Here is a 15,299-nt window from a genome sequence, read left to right as displayed (position 1 = left end):
GCGGGGACAGCCGAGCGCGCGCGCGACGGGCACGCGATCCGGAGCTGGAGTCGTCGCAATCACCATCCAATCGCTCATGGCGAGATCCTCCCAATCGTGGTCTGACTGCCACGCTAACGCTTCCGAAGAAGCGCCGCCTATTGGACCTTGGTCCAATGACGCCCAGAGAGCCAACAGGCGGGATATAGGGTAGAGTGGTCACCGGAGAGACATGTGCTTCCAGCGAGCGTAAGGGGCGGCTTCACGTGGGTTTCTCGGTACGTGCAGGTCTCTGCGCGGATGTGCCTGTGCGTGATTCTTGCCCTCCTCTCGTTTCCGTCCCCCGCTCGCGGAGCTGACATGCCGGAGCGGAAGACGGTGGTGCTGCTGAACCCGGATCCGCGGCTGTTGCCCGAATCCATCGCCGTGGAACAGCGGATCCGGTCGACACTCGAGCCGGCCTTCGGATCGGGCATCGACATCTATACCGAGTATCTCGATCTCGGGTCGCTTTCTGAGGACCGGAGCGAGCGGTTGTTGACGCGGTTTCTGCGGCAGAAGCATCAAGGCCGCAAGGTCGACCTGGTCATCCCAATCACGTTTCCGGTCCTGCGCTTTTTCCTGAAGCACCGTGCGGAGCTCTTCCCCGGCGTGCCGGCTATTTTCTGCGCCGCGAATCTGGATGCCATCAAGGGGCTCGACCTAGGGCCTGACATCACCGGTGTCCGGTTGCGCTCGGAGTGGGGCGCGACGCTCGAGGCCGCGCTCAAGGTCGATCCGGGCATACGGCAGGTGATCGTGATCACCGGGACAGCGGAGATCGGACGGGACTTGGAGGCGGCTGCCGCCGAGGACCTGGACCGCTACCGCGAGCGGGTCGCGCTCACGTATCTGACGGGATTGCCGATGGCGCAGCTGCTGGACGCGGTCGCCCGCTTGCCCAAGGACAGCATTGTCCTTTTCGTGTCGCTGCTCCGTGATGGGGCGGGGCGCCTTTTCACCAATCCCGAAGCCGTATCGCTCATCGCCCGAGCCTCGAGCGTGCCCGTCTACAGCTGGTCGGAGACCTACCTCGGTCTTGGCATTGTGGGTGGCCACCTCGCGAGCTTCGAGGCCCAGGGAACCAGGGCCGCGGAGCTCGGGTTGCGAATTCTCCGTGGGGAGAAGCCGAAGAACGTCCCCATCGTCGACGGCGAGGGAGCCGCGTACATCTTCGACGGCCGGCAGCTCCGACGCTGGGGCATCGGCGAGAACCAGCTTCCGCAGGGGAGCATCGTGCGGTATCAGGACCCATCGCTGTGGGCGGTCTACCGAGGCTATGTGGTCGGTGGAGTGCTGATCCTCGGCGTGATGAGTCTCATGTGGGCACTCCACCTCCAGCGGGCGGGCCGGAGGCGCGTGGAGCTGTCGCTCGACGAGCGCCTGAGGTTCGAGAGCCTGCTGTCCAAGCTGTCCGCGGGCTTGATTCATATCTCGCTGAACGATCTGGATGACGAGATTAATCGGGGGCTTCGGCGGGTCGGCGAGTTCCTCAAGGTGGATAGGGCCAATCTCCACGAATACGTCGTGGAGGGGGCCATCGTTCGTATCTCATGGGCCGTGGAGGGGATCGAGCCGCTGTCACGGGCCATGGAGTCTGATCAGTTCCCCTGGGCTACCGAGCAGTTCCGGCGTGGACACATGGTCCGGTTCTCCCGGCTGGACGAGCTTCCCGAGCAAGCCGCGATCGACCGGCAGAGTTATCAGAGAAGCGGCACGCGGTCAATTCTGTCGCTCCCGCTGGGCGCCGGGGACTCACTTCTGGGCGTACTGTCCTTCGATTCTGTTCGCACCGAGAGGACCTGGCCGGACGCCCTGGTGTCGCGCCTCCAGCTCCTCAGCGAGGTCTTCGCCGGCGCCCTGGAGCGGCGGCGAGAGGAGCTTGCGCTCAACAAGCGGCTGCGCTTCGAAGCCCTCCTGTCGGAGCTGTACGCCGTGTTCAGCGGCTTGCCGGTACTCGAAATAGACTACGAGATCACGCAGGGACTCCGCCGTATCGTGGACTTCCTCGAGGTCGATCGGGGCAGCCTGGTCAAGTTCTCCGAAGACAGGCTGACGGCGCAGACCACGCATTCATGGGCGGCCGATAGGATAGCGCAGGCGCCATCGGCGATCGCGCTCGATCAGATCCCCTGGACCGCGGCGCAGCTGCAGGGTGGAGTCGCGGTTCGCTTCTCTCGGCTCGAAGAGATCCCGGGAGAGGAAGCCGCGATGGACCGGCGGACCTACCTCGCCTTGGGCATCAAGTCGCGCGTCGAGATCCCGCTGATGATCGGGGATACGGTCGGGGGGGCGCTCGCGCTCAGCACCCTTGCGGCCGAGCGCACGTGGCGGGACGAGCTCGTGGAGCGCCTCCGGCTCTTCGGGGAGATGTTCGCCAACAACTTGGCGCGCAAGCAGTCGGAACTGGAGGCGCAGGGACTGCGGAACGAGCTCGCCCACGCCGGACGCGTCGCGACCATCGGGGAGCTCACCACGTCGCTGGCTCATGAGCTCAACCAGCCTCTGACCGCGATCCTGAGCAATGCTCAGGCCGGCCAGCGTGCCCTCGAAACCGCCCCGGTGAACCTCGAGGAGGTAGGTGAGATCCTCAAGGACATCGTCGAGGACGACAAGCGAGCCGGTGACGTGATCCGCCGGCTGCGCAGTCTCCTCACGAAGGGTGATCCACAGATGAAGGCGCTCGACCTCAACGAAGCGCTGGATGAGGTGGCGCGGCTCGTGAGCGCAGACTCGGATGTCCGCGGCGTCTCGATCCGGCTCGAGCTGGCCGATGGGCTTCCTCCCGTGCTGGGCGACCGGGTGCAGCTCCAGCAGGTGGCCCTGAACCTTGTCCTCAACGGGATGGACGCCATGCGAGAGTCGGGCACTCCTGACCGGGTCCTCGTCCTCCGGACGGCCAGGGCCGACGCGAAGACTGTTCGGGTGGAGGTGCGGGACGCAGGGACGGGAATCAACGAGGGCGACATGGGCAAGATCTTCCAGACGTTCTTCACGACCAAGCCCGGCGGGATGGGCATGGGCCTGGCGATCACCCGATCCATTGTCGACGTCCACGGCGGCCACCTGGAGGCCCACAATAACCCGGACGGCGGGGCGACCTTCTCCTTCACGCTGCCCACCGGCCACGACGGGCCATGAGCGCTCCTTCGGGGACCCTGGTGGCGGGGACCCTGGTGGGTATTGTGGACGATGACCCGTCCGTGCGGAAGGGTCTGGCGCGCCTGATCAAGGCCGCCGGGTATCGAGTCGAGGTCTTCGCGTCGGCCCGCGAGTTCCTGGCGCGTCCGCAGCAGGAGGACCCCTCCTGCCTGCTCCTGGACGTTCGGATGCCCGGCCTGACGGGGCTGGAGCTGCAGGAGGCGCTCGCGATCGCGGGGCGCAGGATATCGATCGTCTTCGTCTCGGGCCACGGCAACGTCGTGGGCAGCGTCAAGGCCATGAAGGGCGGGGCGATCGATTTTCTCACGAAGCCCGTCGACGCCCGGGACCTCCTGGACGCGATCGAGCGGGCTGTGGCCAAGGCGTTCACGGCGCAGCGGGAACAGGCCGGAGTCACGGACGTGCAGGGCCGCCTCAAGACCCTGACAGCGCGGGAGGCACAGGTCTTCGCGCTCGTCGTGACCGGGATGCTCAACAAGCAGGTCGCGGCCGAACTGGGCATAGTCGAAAAGACGGTCAAAGTGCACCGGGCTAGCGTCATGGAGAAGATGCGGGCGGGCTCGCTGGCCGAGCTGGTCCGGCTGGCTGATCGGGCAGGCATCATCGCGAAGCCCTGATCGTTCCCCTCCCGGCTCGGCCCCTTCGCCGATCCCATTGGACCAAGGTCCACTACCGAGTCATGCCGGCCGTCCCGTAAGCTGTATTCGATCGCTCACTTCGTGCCCAATACCATACGGCTAATTTCGATCGTTGACGATGACCACTCGGTCCGCCGAGCGCTTCGTCGGCTGGTTCAGTTTGCCGGTTTCACCGCCGAGACATTCGCATCGGCGGAAGATTTTCTGAGCTCAGCGTCTCTGGTCCGGACTGCCTGCCTGGTGCTGGACATCCACCTGAAAGGCGGGATGAGCGGTTTCGAGCTTCAGGCGCAGTTGACCGCCGACCGGGTCGTCATCCCGATCATCTTCATCAGCGCCCATAGCGATCTCCTAACGCGCGAGCGCGCCGAAAAATCCGGAGCGGTCGCGTACCTTTGGAAGCCATTCAACGACGAGCTCTTGCTCGATGCGATCCGTGGAGTGGTCAGTGGGGACGGCAATCGACTGGACCAAGGTCCAATAGGGAAGGGAGATGGCGACGGATAGAGTGGGAGAGCAGTCGAAAGGAGACACTCTATGAAACTTCCGCTCATCATCATCGGGATAGTGCTCATCGCGGTGGGCCTGGTGTCCCTCGCATACCAGGGCATCACGTACACGAGCCGCGAGACGGTGCTGAACCTCGGGCCCATCAAGGCCACCGCGGATACACAGAAGACGATTCCGCTGCCGCCGATTCTCGGGGGCCTCGCGCTGGCCGGGGGCGTCACGTCGCTCGTCGGCGCGTGGCGCACTCGATGACCACGGACCGCTGACCCCCATGCTTCGCCGCTACCTCCTGGGTGCCGTCGGGCTGGCGGCCGCAGCCTCAGGCGCCTTGTTCTACATGGTCGCCACCCAGACCGACGGGCCGGTGGACAGCGCGCAGGCGCTGGCGAGCGTCGATCGGCGGCCCGTGGATTCCTCTGCCACGTACGTGGAGCAGATGAAGCTCACGCAGGAGACGTTGAGAAGCTTCGGCTACGCACCGGGCGCCACCAACGGGATCATGCATTTCGAGACCGCCTCGGCGCTGCGCGCCTTCCAGCGCGAGCAAGGCCTCACAATCACGGGCCAGGCGAATCCCGAGACCCTGGCCGCGCTCGGGATCGAAGACAGGCTGTACAGACGACCGCGGTGAGTGCCGCATTGCGGATCAGACGGAACTCGCCGGCATTGGAGAACCCGACGGTCTTCGTGGGGCATGCATGCCGACTCTCCGGGCTGGTGGCGCTTGTCACCGCGCTCGCGCTCGGCGCGCCTCCCGCCATTGCCCAGACCGACATGAAGGAGGCTCAGCCCCAGCCGGCTGTCGCCCATCTCGGGCCTCTCGAGCTCGTCAAATCGTCTCTCTCTCGTGTGCTGGCCGTCGTGCAGTCGCAGTCGGCCAGCGCCACCCAAGCCGGGAAGCGGCGGGCCGAGATTCGCCAGGCGGCGGTAGAGATGTTCGACTTCGACGACATGTCTCGCCGGATTCTCGCGCAGCACTGGAAGGACGGGTCCCCGCAAGAGCAGGAAGAGTTCGTTCGGCTCTTCACGGAGCTACTGGAGCGGGCCTACCTGACGTCCATCGGCAACTCCCCTCTCGCGTCGATCACCTTTCCAGGGTGAGTCCATCAATGGCTCGTACGCGCAGGTACGGTCCCGCATGACCGGTGGTAGAGGCGGGAACGTTGCGATCGAATACCGCTTGCTCGAATCCGACGGGCGATGGGCCGTGTATGACGTCGCGGTGAATGGGATAAGCCTTATCTCGAGCTATCGGAGTCAGTTCAATTCGATTCTTCGGCGTTATTCGTTCGCCGAGCTCTTGGAGCGACTGCAGAACAGGGAAGCGTCCGTCGCGCGCCCAGGACAGGCTCAGGGACAATAAGCCCAGAGGAACCCGCCTCGGCACTTCTCATCGCAGAATCGCTGCGCGGCGGCCGCCAGTTCCTGACCACATACTCCACACTTTGCCATCGCTGGCCTCCTCGCACGCACATCAGGTTCGGTCCCGGTCACGGAGACAACCGCGCACGTGCTCTCCTGGGCATGCTTCTCTGGTTGCTGGCGCCGGCCGAACAAGTTCGGGCGGATGGTGCACGAGATCTTCGAGGACGGGGACGTGATCAAGCGTCCCGGTCCGACGCCTGGGCGAAACCGGCGTTGTGATGGGTCCGCTCGCCGGGGACAGGTCGACCCGCGGCTCCCGCGTCGCCGACCGCTGTGACGATGCAGAAGAGCGTCTTCGACTCGTCCCACGCCACCCGGGTGAGCCATCCCGGTGACACCAACACTGTCTTGCCCGCCCACCAATGCTCGGTGTCGACGACCAGGTAACGGATGGCCCAGGCCTTGTCGTCGACGAGGACGTCCTTGACGTGACCGATCTCTCCGTCTTCCGCCCAGATGGCGTAGCCCATGACCGCGGTCGCCGTCTGGAGGTGAAAGTCACCACCGTCTCCGGCGCGGGCCAGGCTCTCGGGCAGGACTCCGCACGGCTGAGCCGAGCTCACTGAGCTGATCTCAACCTGCCTCATGCTCAAGCCAAGGCGAAGGGTGGTCGGGTCCGAGCTCCGGACGGATGTGGGGGATACGAATAACCGACGACCCGGAAGCCACGGGCCGGCATCGACCACCAGATAGCGCACGGCCCAGCTCCGGTCGTCGAAGTACAGGTCACTCACGCTTCCGAGATTGCCGTCTGTCGCTGCGATGGTGAACCGCTTCAAATCGCTGATACCGCGCAGCATGACAAGCCCTCCCTCGCGATACGCTAGGCGTACTGAGACTGAATGCGCCGTGCATTCCGAGTCTAGTCACCGTGAACCGGGCGAGCTATTGGACTTTGGTCCAAGTGGCAGACGGGGGGCCACTAGAGTAACGGGCCATGGCCACTGGCGGCCGCGTCGAAACTGAGATGAGAGAGTGGACTCTTGGAACGGAGTCTCACGTCTGGACGGTGTCCGGGTACTCGCTGTCGAGAGCGAGCCCCAGGTCCTGCAACTCGTGGCCGACGCTCTTGGGCAATGCGGCGCACGCGTCACCGCATTGGGTTCCCCCGTCAAGGCTCTGGCCATGCTCAAGCGGGAAAAACCGAACGCGCTCGTGAGCAGCCTGTCCCTCCCCGACAAGGACGGCTACTGGCTGATCCGAGAGGTTCGCAACCTGCCCCCCGATCAGGGAGGCGATGTCCCAGCGGCCGCATTCACCGGATGGACCACTGTCGAGGACCAGCGGAACGCGCTGCGAGCAAGATTTCAAGTTCACATCTCGAAGCCGGCAGATTTACGCAAGCTGGCAGAGATCGTCGCGTTTCTGAGCCAGAAATCTACCCGACCGGTCTTGTCTCCGCCAGGCAACCCCTTCCGGGCCAGCTCGGTTCCAGACACGGCACGAGCGCCGAGCTACGTCATCGGCGCTCGTGGAGGACGGGCGCCGCAGACGCTACTGACCCCCGGGGTCCTCCAGACGGCGCGGCGCGGTCACGCGGTCTCCCGGATCGGCACGTCCTCCAGCAATGCGCTCAGCGTGGGGTCCGCGTACACGCCGAACGCATCGACCAGGGTCCCTCGCACGCCGTCCTTGCTCTCGACGCCGTAGACAATCGCCATGTCGCCGGGATCCGAGATGCCTTCGAAGCGATGGTATTCGAGGATCACCAGATCCTCGGCCCTGAGCGCCTTGCCCGTCCCGATGACTCGAAACCTGCCGTCGACGACACGGAATCCCTCCGTGAAGCCACGGCGAGCCAGCCCGTCGACGGCGCCCGCCACGGTCGCATATTCCGCCGTCCGATTCGCCCCGTTCATAGGTGTGGGTCCGGCATTCGCCGACATCGCGTCTTCGTCTCTTTGAAGCCTAGATCGGGCAGACGAGCCGGCCCAGCCGCGCGGTCAACTTGGCATTCTCGCCGTAGTCGACGGGCACGTCGATGATCGACGGGCCGGGCTGGGCGAGCGCTTCCGCCAGAATCGGGCTCAGCTGGCGGGCCGACTCCACCCGGTAGCCCTTCGCCCCGAAGGCCCGGGCCAGCTCGACGAAGTCCGGGTTGCCGAACGTCACGCCCGATTCCCTGCCGTAGTGCGTCTGCTGCTTCCACTGGATCAGGTTGTATCCGCCGTCGCGAAAGATCACGTTGACGATCGCGAGCCCGAGCCGTCGCGCGGTCTCGAGCTCCTGGCAGTTCATGAGAAACCCCCCGTCGCCGCTCACCGCCACCACCCGGCGCTCCGGAAGGACGAGCTTGGCCGACACGGCGGCCGGGAGCGCGAAGCCCATGGCCGCAAAGCCGTTGGAGATCAGCACCGTGTTCGGCTCATACGCCGGGTAGGTCCGGGCGATCCAGAGCTTGTGCGTGCCCACATCGGAGATCAGGATGTCGTCGCGAGCCATCTGCGCCCGGAGATCCCGGAGGATGCGCTGGGGCTTGAGAGGGAACGTATCATCCGCCGCGCCCTCCTCGAGCTGCTCGAGAATGACGCGCCGGAGCGTGCGATAGGGGGTCGGGTCCTTCTGTCCCTTCACGAGGCCGTTGAGGAGCTCGAGGGCTTCCCGCACGTCCGCCACGATCTCGACGGCCGACTGGTAGAAGCTGTCCACCTCCGCCGGGGTGAAGTCGATGTGGATGATCGGCTTCTTCCGGTCGGGATTCCAGAACTTCGGGGCGTACTCGACCGGGTCGTAGCCGACGGCAATGATCAGATCGGCCTTGTCGAAGCCGCACGAGATGTAGTCCCGCGCCTGGAGGCCGGCCGACAGCAGGCAGAGCTCGTCGTCGTAGGGCATCGTGCCCTTGGCCATGAACGTGTGGACGACCGGGATGCCGTGGCTCCGTGCCAGCTCGCGGAGCTCCCTCGACGCCTTGCCGCGGACCACGCCGTTTCCGGCGAAGATCAGCGGGAAGGACGCACCCTCGATGAGCCGCGCCGCCGTCTGGAGCGCCGGACGGTCCGGGGACGGTCGCCGTGTCCGCTCGGTCGACAGCGGGGTGCCCTCCGCCGCCTCGTCCGCGACATCCTCGGGCACCTCGATGTGACAGGCGCCTGGCTTCTCCGACTCGGCGAGCTTGAAGGCCTTCCGGATCACCTCCGGGATCACGGCCGCGGTCTCGACGCGCGTGTTCCACTTGGTGAGTGGTCGGAAGTGCTCGACGATGTCGACGTACTGGTGGGACTCCTTGTGGACCCGATCGCGGCCCGCCTGCCCGGTGATCGCGACCAGGGGGGCGCGGTCGAGATTGGCGTCGGCGACGCCGGTGGCGAGGTTTGTCGCTCCGGGTCCGAGCGTGGAGAGGCACACGCCCGCGCGCCCCGTCAGACGGCCGTAGGCGTCGGCCATGAAGGCCGCCCCCTGCTCGTGACGCGTCGGGATGAAGGTGATGGACGAGTCCAAGAGAGAATCCAGGATGTCCATGATCTCTTCTCCCGGCAGGCCGAAGACATAGCGGACACCCTCGTTCTCGAGACACCGGACGATCAGATCGGACGCCTTCATCGCATTGCCGCTTTCAGCATGACCTAGGCGATCCAGACGGACTTGATGTTGACGAACTCGCGAATGCCGTACTCCGAGAGCTCCCGGCCGTAGCCGGAGCGCTTGATGCCCCCGAAGGGCAGCCGCGGGTCGGACTTGACGACACCATTGACGAAGATGGCGCCGGCCTCGATCTGCGCGGCCATCCGTTCCGCGCGGGCGCGGTCCTGCGTCCAGACGGATGCGCCCAGCCCGAACGACGAGTCGTTGGCCAGGCGCACGGCATCGCCCTCGTCCTTCGCGCGGATGACGGCCGCCACCGGTCCGAACGTCTCCTGGTCGAAGGCCGGCATGCCCCTGTCCACCCCTGCCAGCAGGGTGGGCGGATAGAAGGCGCCCCTGCCAGGTGGAATCTCGCCACCCAGGAGACACTTGGCCCCGAGTCTGATGGACTCCTCCACCTGCTGGTGGAGGGCGTCCCTGAGATCGATCCGCGCCTGCGGACCGACCTGGGTCTCGCGCGACAATGGATCCCCCATCCGGCGCGACCGGAGCTCGTCGCCGAATCGCTCCGAGAACCGGTCCGCCACCGCCTCGACGACGATGAAGCGCTTGGCGGCGATGCAGCTCTGGCCGCTGTTGACGAGGCGTGCGTCCGCCGCCGCCTTCGCCGCAATGGCGAGATCGGCGTCCTCCATGACCACGAAGGGGTCGCTCCCGCCGAGCTCGAGCACCGTCTTCTTGATCTCGCGACCGGCCTGCCCCGCCACGGCGCTGCCGGCCCGGTCGCTGCCGGTGAGCGTCACGGCCACAACGCGCGGGTCCGCGATGAGGGGAGCGACCGCCGCCGACTCGAGCAGCACGGTGGAAAAGAGTCCCTGGGGGAAGCCCGCGTCCCGGAAGATCGCCTCGATGGCCAGCGCGCATCGCGACACGTTCGACGCGTGCTTCAGGATCCCGGCATTGCCGGCCATGAGGGCGGGCGCCGCGAACCGGAATACTTGCCAGAAGGGAAAGTTCCATGGCATCACCGCCAGCACGGGCCCCAGCGGATCGAAGCGAACGTAGCTCCTCGACGCGTCGGTCTCGCGCGGCTGCTCGGCGAGGAAGTCCTCGGCGTGATCCGCGTAGTAGTCACAGCCCCACGCGCACTTGTCCACCTCCGCCTCGGCCTGGACGATCGGCTTGCCCATCTCGAGGGTCATGGTGCGGGCGTGCTCGGTCTTGTCTTTGCGGAGTAGCCGCGCCGCGTCGCGCATCCGCTCGGCCCGCGTCGCGAACGGCACGCTGCGCCACTCGACGAATGCAGCGTGCGCCCGCGTCATGATCCGCTCCAGCTCCGCCGGCGATGTCGCGCTGAAAGTCTGGAGCACCTCCCCGGTCGCGGGATTGACGGACTGAATGCTCATCGTTCTCTCCTCCTCCCTTCACGGTACAGCGACGGCGCCAACAGTCAATCGCCGGCGCCGGAGGGCCCGGCGCGCTCAGCTACTGAAGGGCGTCCGCCCCGGACCCGGCCGGTAGGGCAGCGGGACGTGCTCGACCGACGGCCGCGTGCGCGTGGACCGCGGGAAGAGGCTCATGAACTGGTACACCTCCTCCGGCATCTCCGTGCGGACCGGCAACCCGGCGGTCCTGGACGGCCCACCGCAGCTGCGCGATCGCCTTGCGGGAGATGTCGGCCAGGATGCGAGGCGCGCAGACCTCTCGTGCGTGGCACGACACTACGCTTTCTCGCTTTCGCTTCCTAGGAGGCGTTGGCAAGGGTGAGCAGACAGGCGCTCTCCTCCAGAGCCGCTACCTCGTGCCCAATGGCAGATTCGAGCACGATGATCTCACCAGACCCGACCTCTTCCGTGCGGTCCCCCGCCCGGAACGCACCGAGCCAGACAGGACGTGCAGAGTCAGGGGTCCGGCCGCCCGAGGCTCGGGCATCTTGGTGCGTTTCCCGAGCAGCAGCAATACCAGGCGCAGCGTGGGCTCCTTGGTCAACGTGATCGCATTCCGCCCAGTCGTGCGCCAGGTCGATTCCTGCTTGAGTCGGTCCACCTGGTCGGCGAGCCCCACGTGAAGAAACGGAACCGTGACAGGTCGGTCCAGCCCAGCGTTCCACTCGTTAACCACGATCATCTCCAATTCTCCACCGCATGCGCGGGGTATAGGTGTCCCTATCTCTACTGCACGAACCCGATTGGCTCCCCTACCGGAGCCCGAAGTATCCGAGGATCGCTAACGCGACGACTACGACGCCGATGACGTAGAACACTTTGCTCATGGTGTGCCTCCCTCCTGCTCCTTCACTCTAGTCGCGGCCGACCCGTCTGCCCATTGGACGAAGGTCCAATATTCACTTGCCCCATGAACCGGTTAGCATGGTGGTCTCGGGTCTCAGCCCGGCCGCCGAGCTGACACCGGCGAGCGGCTCCCGTCTGGCGGCCGCCCTCACCGAGTCCTTCGGCTCCGTCGAGCAGTGGCAGGCGGCCTTCCACGCGATCGGTGAGCTGCGTGGCGTCGGCTGGGGCATCCTTTTTGAGGATCCGGTTACGCACTGGCTGACGAATCACTGGGTCACTCTCCATCACGACGGCGTGCCAGCGGGCTTCAGGCCTCTGCTGGTGATGGATGTGTGGGAGCACGCCTTCATGCGGGATTACAAAGCGACGGAACGAGCCAAATACATCGAGGCCTTCTTCCGGAACATCGACTGGCAGATGATCGAACGGCGACTTCAGGAGCCGAGCGCTCTCCGGCTCGCCGGCTGAGACCCGAAGCCAACGTCGGTGACGTCACCGGTGTCGCGGTCGAGCGCGGGCCTCGCGTCATCTCAGCTCGTACGCGTCCACCCATGCGATTCGCCTGTGTCGGGCGCCCGGCGCCGCTTCGCGGCCAAGCATTGGACCAAGGTCTAATAGATGGCCGGGTTTGTGTCGACTAGACTGTGGGCTATGCGATCGGGTCGTGTGACACAATGAATGTCTGGACCGGGACTCCACGTCTCGATGGCGTTCGGGTGCTCCTCGTCGAAGGCGCGCCTCAGGTCAGAGAAGTCGTGGCCGATGTCCTTAGGCAATGCGGCGCGCATGTGACGGCCGTCGATTCCGCCGTCGCGGGCCTGGCCATCCTCAAACGAGCAAGGCCGGACGCTCTCGTGAGCAGCCTTTCCATGCCCGACAAGGACGGCTATTGGCTCATTCAAGAGGTGCGGAAGCTGCCGCCCGACCAGGGAGGCGACGTCCCGGCGGCGGCGTTCACGGGACTGACCACGGCAGAGGACCGGCTGGCCACACTGCGAGCCGGCTTTCAATATCACGTCCCGAAGCCGGTGGCTCTGAGCCGGCTGGCCGGGGTCGTCGCGCTTCTGACTCTCAAGAAGTCACAGGCCGGTGAACATCGAGCGACGATGGCATTGTCGCCACGAGGCTGACCATAACAACCGCGGAGTTGGTCGCGGAGCTACGATCCTCGCGGACCGATCTGGCGCGGATCGTCGAGGCGGCCCACCGAAACAAGTTGCCGCTTCTGGTCATTCCGGCCCAAAGCGTGAGGGCTTGGGAGCAACGGGCGCCCGACTCGTGGACGAGGGTGTGCAACTGGCTGGCTGCCCATAGCATCGAAATCGTCGAGGTATAGGCCATCGTGCGACTCCTGACGAGGCAGGGTCATGTTAGCGAGGGGTGAGCCTTCTCGGCGTGTTGTCCACGCACACGCGACCGGAGGATACGATGACATATCACCTGTGGATCGCCCCGCTCGTCGCCCTGGCGCTTGCGCAGCTCGCCGCCATTGCGACGTCTATATACCTGCATCGTGGTCACGCTCATCGAGCCCTGCGATTGCATCCCGCTGCCGACGTCTGTTTTCGGACGATCCTCTGGCTCACCACGGGCCAGAACCACGGGCACCCAGGGCCGCCGGGTCCGAGAACAGGCGTTATGTTACCTACGCGCAATCCGCGCGGCGTTCGGGCGACAGATAGAGGCAAATCACGATGCCGTGGACGACTTCAAGGGAGGGTGCCATGCTGTGGACGATTGCTGTGATTCTTCTGGTGCTGTGGGCGCTCGGCATGGTCAGTTCGTACACGGCCGGTGGGTTGGTCCACCTGTTGCTGGTGGTCGCCGTCATCGTCGTCGTGTTCCAGTTCATTGGCGGCCGCCGAACCATCTGACGGCGCCGCGGTGAGGTGCGCGGTGGGACTGACGCCGGCGCCGCACGAGGTCGCGCTCTACGACGAGAACGATGTTCACCTTGATCGTCATTCGAATGGAGGGCTGGCCATGAGACCACTGAGAGGGTTCGGAATCCTTATCCTCACCATCGTATTGGCGTCGGCCTGGGGGTGCGGGTCGACGGCAACGAAAGAGGGGACCGGAGAGTACGTCGATGACTCCGTGATCACGACGAAGGTGAAAGCGGCGATCTTCAACGACGCCACCCTGAAGGTCAACGAGATCAACGTCGAAACGTTCAAGGGCGTGGTCCAGTTGAGCGGCTTCGTCAGGTCTCAGGCGGACATCGACAAGGCGGTCCAAGTCGCCCGCGGCGTCGCGGGCGTGAAGTCCGTCAAGAATGACATGCGGATCAAGTGACGGCAGATCGAGCCGTCGCAACGGGATCGTCTGAACTCGCCAACGAGGAGGACCGCGATGCGAACCAGTGGGGCCTTTGTCCTGGGAGCGATCATGGGGGCAGCCGTCGTGTGGCTGTGGGGACGGGAGATGGAGGCGTACGTGGAGGACAAGACGCGCGGGGTGCGTACGACGGCAGCGGAGGGCGTTCGGGCGGTAGAGGAGACGGCTGGGAAGGTGCTGGACCGCGGCGGCGATGCCCTGCGTCGGGCCGACGACTTCTTGCAGGACACGAAGGAGCATGTGAGCGAGGCTCTCCGGGCCGGGCAGGAGGCGATTCGTCCGGCACCAGCAGCCGGAGAAGCACGACCACGCGAGGGAGAATAGCGCCGTGAAACCCGTGACCCTTGTCGGTGTCGCCCTGATCATTCTCGGCGTGCCCGCCCTGGCCTATCAGGGCATCACGTATACGACGCGCGAGAAGGTCATTGACCTGGGACCGCTCAAGGCCTCGGTCGACAAGAAAAAGAGCATTCCCCTGCCCCCGATCGTCGGCGCCCTGGCGCTTGCCGGCGGCGTGGTGTTGGTCATCGTCGGAGCCCGAAAGTCGTAAGAGTGACCGTCGCCATGGGCGACCGACCGTCACGCGGGACCACACGCTTCGTCGTGCAGTAATGAGAGAGGAGCGGACATGAGCTTGATCGGAGTCATCATCACGCTGGTGGTCGTCGGGGTTTTGCTCTGGCTCCTCAACAACTACGTACCGATGGATTCGAAGATCAAGACGATCCTCAACGTCGTGGTCGTCATCGTGGTCGTCATCTGGCTGTTGCAGGGGTTCGGTGTCCTGGGCTCGTTGCGCGACCTGCGCATTCGGTAGCGGGCGCTGGAGTCACGCGTCCCCCAGGCGACGGCCCTCGCCAATATCGGCATCGAGTACGACCGTCAGGAGCGTTGTGCCGACGCCATCGCCTACTACGAGCACAGCAGGATACGATGGCGCTCATAGCTGTCCACGGGCTTGCGACGATCCGTCGGGCAGTTAGGGTAGACCAAGGTCCAATAGGGAAGCTGGATGGCGCGGACTAGAGTGAGGGTGTGCCTGTAGCCAGGACCTCGACGGGACACGTTGGATGCCCGCCAAACGAAGTACCGAGGGACCCGCCGGTCCATCAGAGGGGGAAGAGCGATGCTGAGGAGCATGAACGACTTAAAGGGCTTCACGATCGGCGCGACCGATGGCGACATCGGACGGGTCGACGCCTTCTACTTCGACGACACGAGCTTCACGGTCCGCCATCTGGTCGTCGACACCGGCGGCTGGCTGCCCGGTCGAAAGGTGCTGATCTCGCCGATGGCGCTCCGTGCCATCGACTGGGACGGCAAGCGCATCAACGCGGAGCTGACGAAGTCCCAGGTGGAGCAGAGCCCGGATATCGATACGGACCAGCCAGTG

The 15,299-nt window shown here is 65.3% G+C and carries 19 protein-coding genes; 14 read left to right on the top strand and 5 right to left on the bottom strand.

The window, feature by feature from the left end; all coding sequences use genetic code 11:
* The first annotated feature begins 339 nt into the window (after positions 1 to 339).
* The 6 genes from Q7W02_23270 to Q7W02_23245 all read left to right on the top strand — a co-directional run bounded on the left by Q7W02_23270 (position 340) and on the right by Q7W02_23245 (position 5,429).
* Positions 340 to 3,159 (top strand): ATP-binding protein, encoded by a 2,820-nt coding sequence (locus tag Q7W02_23270; protein ID MDO8479058.1) that lies wholly within the window; start codon positions 340 to 342, stop codon positions 3,157 to 3,159.
* Positions 3,156 to 3,797: a response regulator gene (locus Q7W02_23265; GenBank protein ID MDO8479057.1), complete on the top strand. Its 642-nt coding sequence runs from the start codon at positions 3,156 to 3,158 to the stop codon at positions 3,795 to 3,797. The genes Q7W02_23270 and Q7W02_23265 overlap by 4 nt, the downstream gene beginning before the upstream one ends.
* Positions 3,798 to 3,899: 102 nt before the next feature.
* Positions 3,900 to 4,325, top strand: coding sequence for a response regulator (locus tag Q7W02_23260; protein ID MDO8479056.1), 426 nt, complete (start codon positions 3,900 to 3,902; stop codon positions 4,323 to 4,325).
* A 30-nt stretch (positions 4,326 to 4,355) separates the two neighbouring features.
* Complete coding sequence (locus tag Q7W02_23255; GenBank protein ID MDO8479055.1) at positions 4,356 to 4,580, top strand: DUF3185 domain-containing protein; 225 nt, start codon at positions 4,356 to 4,358, stop codon at positions 4,578 to 4,580.
* 19 nt (positions 4,581 to 4,599) lie between these two features.
* On the top strand, positions 4,600 to 4,959 hold the full coding sequence (locus Q7W02_23250; GenBank protein MDO8479054.1) for a peptidoglycan-binding domain-containing protein: 360 nt from the start codon (positions 4,600 to 4,602) through the stop codon (positions 4,957 to 4,959).
* The gene (locus Q7W02_23245) at positions 4,956 to 5,429 is read left to right on the top strand and encodes an ABC transporter substrate-binding protein (protein ID MDO8479053.1); all 474 of its coding nucleotides are present in this window, start codon (positions 4,956 to 4,958) and stop codon (positions 5,427 to 5,429) included. The genes Q7W02_23250 and Q7W02_23245 overlap by 4 nt, the downstream gene beginning before the upstream one ends.
* Before the next feature lie 500 nt (positions 5,430 to 5,929).
* On the opposite strand, the gene Q7W02_23240 is transcribed toward Q7W02_23245, so the two are convergent.
* From Q7W02_23240 to Q7W02_23220, 5 genes are all read right to left on the bottom strand, one after another.
* The gene (locus tag Q7W02_23240; protein MDO8479052.1) at positions 5,930 to 6,316 is read right to left on the bottom strand and encodes a PRC-barrel domain-containing protein; all 387 of its coding nucleotides are present in this window, start codon (positions 6,314 to 6,316) and stop codon (positions 5,930 to 5,932) included.
* 969 nt (positions 6,317 to 7,285) lie between these two features.
* On the bottom strand, positions 7,286 to 7,576 hold the full coding sequence (locus Q7W02_23235) for a phosphoribosylpyrophosphate synthetase (protein MDO8479051.1): 291 nt from the start codon (positions 7,574 to 7,576) through the stop codon (positions 7,286 to 7,288).
* Between the two features lie 85 nt (positions 7,577 to 7,661).
* Positions 7,662 to 9,296, bottom strand: a complete 1,635-nt coding sequence (locus tag Q7W02_23230) for an acetolactate synthase large subunit (GenBank protein ID MDO8479050.1) — start codon at positions 9,294 to 9,296, stop codon at positions 7,662 to 7,664.
* Positions 9,297 to 9,319: 23 nt separating this feature from the next.
* Complete coding sequence (locus tag Q7W02_23225) at positions 9,320 to 10,684, bottom strand: NAD-dependent succinate-semialdehyde dehydrogenase (protein MDO8479049.1); 1,365 nt, start codon at positions 10,682 to 10,684, stop codon at positions 9,320 to 9,322.
* Between the two features lie 75 nt (positions 10,685 to 10,759).
* Positions 10,760 to 10,900 (bottom strand): hypothetical protein, encoded by a 141-nt coding sequence (locus Q7W02_23220; protein MDO8479048.1) that lies wholly within the window; start codon positions 10,898 to 10,900, stop codon positions 10,760 to 10,762.
* A gap of 747 nt (positions 10,901 to 11,647) precedes the next feature.
* On the opposite strand from Q7W02_23220, the gene Q7W02_23215 reads away from it, so the two are divergent.
* The 8 genes from Q7W02_23215 to Q7W02_23180 all read left to right on the top strand — a co-directional run.
* Positions 11,648 to 12,037 carry a Fe-Mn family superoxide dismutase gene (locus Q7W02_23215; protein MDO8479047.1) on the top strand — a complete coding sequence of 130 codons (390 nt, stop codon included), beginning with the start codon at positions 11,648 to 11,650 and terminating at the stop codon, positions 12,035 to 12,037.
* Between the two features lie 248 nt (positions 12,038 to 12,285).
* Complete coding sequence (locus Q7W02_23210; GenBank protein MDO8479046.1) at positions 12,286 to 12,699, top strand: response regulator; 414 nt, start codon at positions 12,286 to 12,288, stop codon at positions 12,697 to 12,699.
* A gap of 594 nt (positions 12,700 to 13,293) precedes the next feature.
* A complete protein-coding gene (locus Q7W02_23205; GenBank protein MDO8479045.1) occupies positions 13,294 to 13,443 on the top strand; it encodes a lmo0937 family membrane protein in 150 nt (49 codons plus the stop codon).
* 109 nt (positions 13,444 to 13,552) lie between these two features.
* Entirely contained in the window at positions 13,553 to 13,864 is a 312-nt protein-coding gene (locus Q7W02_23200) for a BON domain-containing protein (GenBank protein MDO8479044.1), read from the top strand.
* Between the two features lie 57 nt (positions 13,865 to 13,921).
* Positions 13,922 to 14,230 carry a hypothetical protein gene (locus Q7W02_23195; protein MDO8479043.1) on the top strand — a complete coding sequence of 103 codons (309 nt, stop codon included), beginning with the start codon at positions 13,922 to 13,924 and terminating at the stop codon, positions 14,228 to 14,230.
* A 4-nt stretch (positions 14,231 to 14,234) separates the two neighbouring features.
* On the top strand, positions 14,235 to 14,456 hold the full coding sequence (locus tag Q7W02_23190) for a DUF3185 domain-containing protein (protein MDO8479042.1): 222 nt from the start codon (positions 14,235 to 14,237) through the stop codon (positions 14,454 to 14,456).
* A gap of 78 nt (positions 14,457 to 14,534) precedes the next feature.
* Positions 14,535 to 14,723 carry a Thivi_2564 family membrane protein gene (locus Q7W02_23185; GenBank protein ID MDO8479041.1) on the top strand — a complete coding sequence of 63 codons (189 nt, stop codon included), beginning with the start codon at positions 14,535 to 14,537 and terminating at the stop codon, positions 14,721 to 14,723.
* 321 nt (positions 14,724 to 15,044) lie between these two features.
* Positions 15,045 to 15,299 (top strand): PRC-barrel domain-containing protein (locus Q7W02_23180; protein MDO8479040.1); only part of this gene is annotated, 255 nt, incomplete at its 3' end.

It is taken from the genome of Candidatus Rokuibacteriota bacterium (genome assembly GCA_030647435.1).
Taxonomy (GTDB): domain Bacteria; phylum Methylomirabilota; class Methylomirabilia; order Rokubacteriales; family CSP1-6; genus AR37.
This window is presented reverse-complemented; position numbering and strand designations above follow the sequence as displayed.